Here is a 3,952-nt window from a genome sequence, read left to right as displayed (position 1 = left end):
GTGCTGCTCGCCGAGCCGCTCGCCCCGGTCCAGGCGGCGCGCCTCGAGGGCGCCGAGCTGCCACCGCTGAGCGTGCACGCGGCCCGGATCGCCGAGCTGGCTGCGGGCGCCGACCACGTCCTGGTCGAGGGGGCGGGCGGGCTGCTGGTCGAGCTGGACGCCGCCGGGGGAACCCTCGCCGACCTCGCCGCGCTGACCGGACCCGACACCGGGTGCGTGGTCGTGGCGCGACCCGGGCTGGGCACCCTCAACCACGTCGCGCTGACCCTGGAGGCACTGCACCGGCGCGACCTGACGGTCCTGGGCCTCGTGCTGGGAACCTGGCCGCAGGCTCCCGTGCCGGCGGAGCACGGCAACCGGCGCGTGTTCACCGGCGGCCGCGTCCCGCTGCTCGGGGTGCTGCCCGAGCGGGCCGCCCAGCTGGCGCCGGCCGAGTTCCGGCGGCGCGCGGTCGAGTGGCTCTCCGGGCTGCCCGCATGAGCCGTACGGCCGGCGCGACCGGCACTCCCGGCGCCACCAGGACGAGCGGCGAGAGCGGCACGGCGAGCCCGAACCCGTCGATCGCCGCCGGGACGTACCGCGTGCTGCGCGACCCCGCCACGGTCCGCGAGGTCCTGCACCGGCCGGACGACTTCAGCCCGGCGAACGCCCTGACCGCCGTGACTCCCCTGAGCAGCGCGAGCCTGCGGGTGCTGCGCGCGGCGGGGTTCGCGCTGCCGCCCGTGCTGGCCAGCAACGCCACCCCCGCCCACGCCGGCATCCGCCGTGTGGTGGCGGGCTTCTTCACCCCGGCGACCGTCGCCGGCATCGAACCCCGGATCCGGGCGCTGGCGCGGGCGGCGACCGGTGCCGCGGCCGGCGAGCTGCGCACCAACGGAACCGTCGACCTGGTCCGGGCCGTGGCCGGCGAGCCCCCGGCGATGATGATGCTGGAGATGCTTGGCCTTCCGGCACGTGACGTCCCGCAGCTCAAGGCCTGGAGCCGCGACTCCCTGGAGCTGTTCTGGGGCTGGCCGGACGAGGACCGGCAGCTGCACCTGGCCCGCAGCGCCGGGGACTTCTACCGCTGGCTACGGGACCTGGTCCGCGCCGCCGTGGCCGCCCCCGAGCGGAACCTGTTCAGGTCCCTCGCCGAGCACGGCCTGTCCACCCCGGAGCTCTGCTCGATGGGCTACTTCCTGCTGATCGCCGGCCAGGAGACGACCAGCCAGCTCATCGGCACGACGCTGTACCGGCTGCTGGACGGGACCTCCGCGTCGAGCTGGCACGAGGCCGCCACCAGCACCGGAGCGACCGCGGCCGTCCGCGGGGTGCTGGCCGGCGAGTCGTCCGTCCCCACCTGGCGCCGGGTGACCGCGAACCCGACGTGGCTCGACGGGGAGCTGCTGCCGGCCGGGGCGGAGATCCTGCTCGAGCTCACCGGTAACCACGACGACGACGCCCGGCCCACCGCGTACAGCCTCGCGTTCGGCTCCGGGATCCACCGCTGCCTCGGCGCGAAGCTCGCCGAGCTCGAGGCCGCCGTCGTCGTGCAGGAGACCGCGGCGGCGCTGCCGGCGGTCGCGCTGAGCGGCGCCGCGCCTGCCTGGACCCGGCTGCTGTCCTTCCAGTCGCCGCGGGCGGTGCTGGTCAGTCCCCGATAGTCGTCAGCTCGGTGTCGACCCCGATGGTGTCGCCGGGGGCGACCAGGTGCGCGCCGAGGGTCCCCGCGCGGTGGGCCGTCACGGTGGTCTCCATCTTCATGGCCTCCACCACGAGCACGGGGTCACCCTCGGCGACCTCGGCACCCGGTTCGGCGAGCCACTTCACGACCGAGCCGCCCATCGTGGACCGCAGCATGGCGGGGTGCGGCAGGTCGTCCTGGGGCCCGACGTCGGCGCCGGCCGCAGCACCGCGGGCGAGCCCCTCGAGCAGACCGGCGGGCAGGCCGAGGGCGACCCGGCGACCGTCGAGCTCGATGGTGATCGTGCGGCGGGCGGCCTCGGGTCCGGTGTGGCTGAACTGGGGATCCGCGGCGAGCTGGTGCATGAACTCCGCCTCGATCCACCCGGTGTAGACGCCCAGTCGGCCGGCGAAGAGGTCGGTGGCCGAAAATTCCGGGGTCGCCACCACGGCGCGGTGGAACGGCAGCACGGTCGCCAGCCCGGTGATCTCGAACTCGGCCAGTGCGCGGCGGGCCCGGCGCAGGGCCTGCGGGCGGTCGGCGCCGGTCACCACGAGCTTGGCGAGCAGGGAGTCGAACTGTCCGGGCACGTGGTCCCCGGACCGCACCCCGGTGTCGACGCGGATGCCGGGACCGGTCGGCGGGTTGAAGGCGGCGACGGTCCCCGGGGAGGGCAGGAAGCCGCGCCCGACGTCCTCGGCGTTGATGCGGAACTCGAAGGAGTGCCCGCGGGGCGCCGGGTCCGCCGTCACCGGGACGGAGCCGCCCGCCGCGATGGTGAGCTGGGCCTGCACGAGGTCGACCCCGGAGGTCTCCTCGGTGATCGGGTGCTCGACCTGCAGGCGGGTGTTGACCTCGAGGAACGAGATCGTGCCGTCCTGTGCGAGCAGGTACTCGACGGTGCCCGCGCCGGTGTACCCGGCCTCGCGGCAGATCGCCTTCGCCGAGGCGTAGATCTGCTCGCGCTGGGCGTCGGTGAGGAACGGCGCGGGGGCCTCCTCGACGAGCTTCTGGTTGCGGCGCTGCAGCGAGCAGTCGCGCGTGCCGACCACGACGACGTTGCCGTGGGAGTCGGCCAGGATCTGCGCCTCGACATGCCGGGGCTTGTCCAGGAACCGTTCCACGAAACACTCCCCACGCCCGAACGCGGCGATGGACTCCCGGACCGCGGAGTCGAAGGACTCCTCGATCGCGTCCAGCTCCCGGACGATCTTCAGGCCACGCCCGCCACCCCCGAAGGCCGCCTTGATCGCGAGCGGCATCCCGTGCGCCTCGGCGAAGGCCCGCACCTGCTTCGCGGACTCCACGATGCCGTCCGACCCGGCGACGAGCGGCGCCCCGACCTTGACGGCGAGCTCGCGCGCGGACACCTTGTTGCCCAGGGTCCGGATCGCGGCGGGGCTGGGGCCGATCCAGGTCAGCCCCGCGTCCTGGACGGCCTCGGCGAAGTCGGCGTTCTCGGACAGGAACCCGTACCCGGGGTGCAGCGCGTCCGCGCCGGCGAGCTTGGCGATGGCGATCAGCTTGGCCGCGTTCAGGTACGTGTCCGCGGGGCTGTTCCCGCCCAGCGCGAAGGCCTCGGTCGCGGCCGACACGTGCAGCGCGTCGGCGTCGACGTCCGCGTACACGGCCACCGACTCGAGCGCCAGGTCGTCACAGGCCCGGGCGATCCGCACCGCGATCTCACCCCGGTTGGCAATCAGAACCTTGTGCATGTCTGTCAGCTTTCCTTCGCGGGGCCGGGGGCCTGTGCAGAGATGGGGGCAAGAGCTTCGACGGGCGCCGCGTCGGGCGCGGGGACGAACCGGATCTTCGCGCCGGTGGGCAGCTGGGCGGCCTTGTCGAGGTCCGCGTGCAGCACGACCCCGAGCACGGGGTACCCGCCGGTGATCGGGTGGTCGGCGAGGAAGAGCACGGGCAGGCCCGACGGCGGGACCTGGATCGCGCCGCTGACCGTGCCCTCGCTCTTGAGCTCCCCGGTCCGGGACCGGGTCAGCGGGACACCGTCCAGGCGCAGGCCGATCCGGTTGGACTGCGCGGTCACGGTCCACACCTGGTCGGCGAACCGGTCCAGGGTCTGCGGCGTGAACCAGTCCGCGCGCGGCCCGGGGACGAACGGCAGCTCGGTCACCTCGGGGATCGGCTCGGGCTTCGTGCCCTGGACGACGACGACGCTCGTGGCCGGCGCGGGCAGCACCGCCACGACGTCGCCGGCAGCCAGCGGCGCCGGGCCGAGACTCGACAGCGTGTCCGTCGAGCGGCTGCCCAGCACCTCCGGGACGTCCACCC

At 74.5% G+C, this 3,952-nt stretch carries 3 protein-coding genes and 1 pseudogene; 2 read left to right on the top strand and 2 right to left on the bottom strand.

The features are described from left to right. Together bioD and VIM26_RS20500 are read left to right on the top strand one after the other, a co-directional pair. Positions 1–480: ATP-dependent dethiobiotin synthetase BioD (gene bioD, locus VIM26_RS20505; protein WP_331954699.1), on the top strand; the 480-nt coding region annotated here is incomplete at its 5' end. After that, positions 477–1,643, top strand: coding sequence for a cytochrome P450 (locus VIM26_RS20500; RefSeq protein WP_331954697.1), 1,167 nt, complete (start codon positions 477–479; stop codon positions 1,641–1,643). The genes bioD and VIM26_RS20500, both read left to right, overlap by 4 nt. Here the strand turns inward: VIM26_RS20500 and VIM26_RS20495 are convergent. Both VIM26_RS20495 and VIM26_RS20490 read right to left on the bottom strand, forming a co-directional pair. Next, the gene (locus VIM26_RS20495) at positions 1,630–3,378 is read right to left on the bottom strand and encodes an acetyl/propionyl/methylcrotonyl-CoA carboxylase subunit alpha (RefSeq protein WP_331954695.1); all 1,749 of its coding nucleotides are present in this window, start codon (positions 3,376–3,378) and stop codon (positions 1,630–1,632) included. The genes VIM26_RS20500 and VIM26_RS20495 overlap by 14 nt on opposite strands. Before the next feature lie 5 nt (positions 3,379–3,383). Then, positions 3,384–3,952, bottom strand: a pseudogene (locus VIM26_RS20490) (biotin-dependent carboxyltransferase family protein); the annotation flags it as partial.

This window comes from Pengzhenrongella sp. (assembly GCF_036565025.1).
GTDB lineage: Bacteria > Actinomycetota > Actinomycetes > Actinomycetales > Cellulomonadaceae > Pengzhenrongella.
This window is presented reverse-complemented; position numbering and strand designations above follow the sequence as displayed.

Excerpts from the sequence above, each read along its gene's own strand:
- VIM26_RS20495 (WP_331954695.1), bottom strand. The coding sequence starts at position 3,378 with ATGCACAAGGTTCTGATTGCCAACCGGGGTGAGATCGCGGTGCGGATC.
- VIM26_RS20500 (WP_331954697.1), top strand. The coding sequence starts at position 477 with ATGAGCCGTACGGCCGGCGCGACCGGCACTCCCGGCGCCACCAGGACG.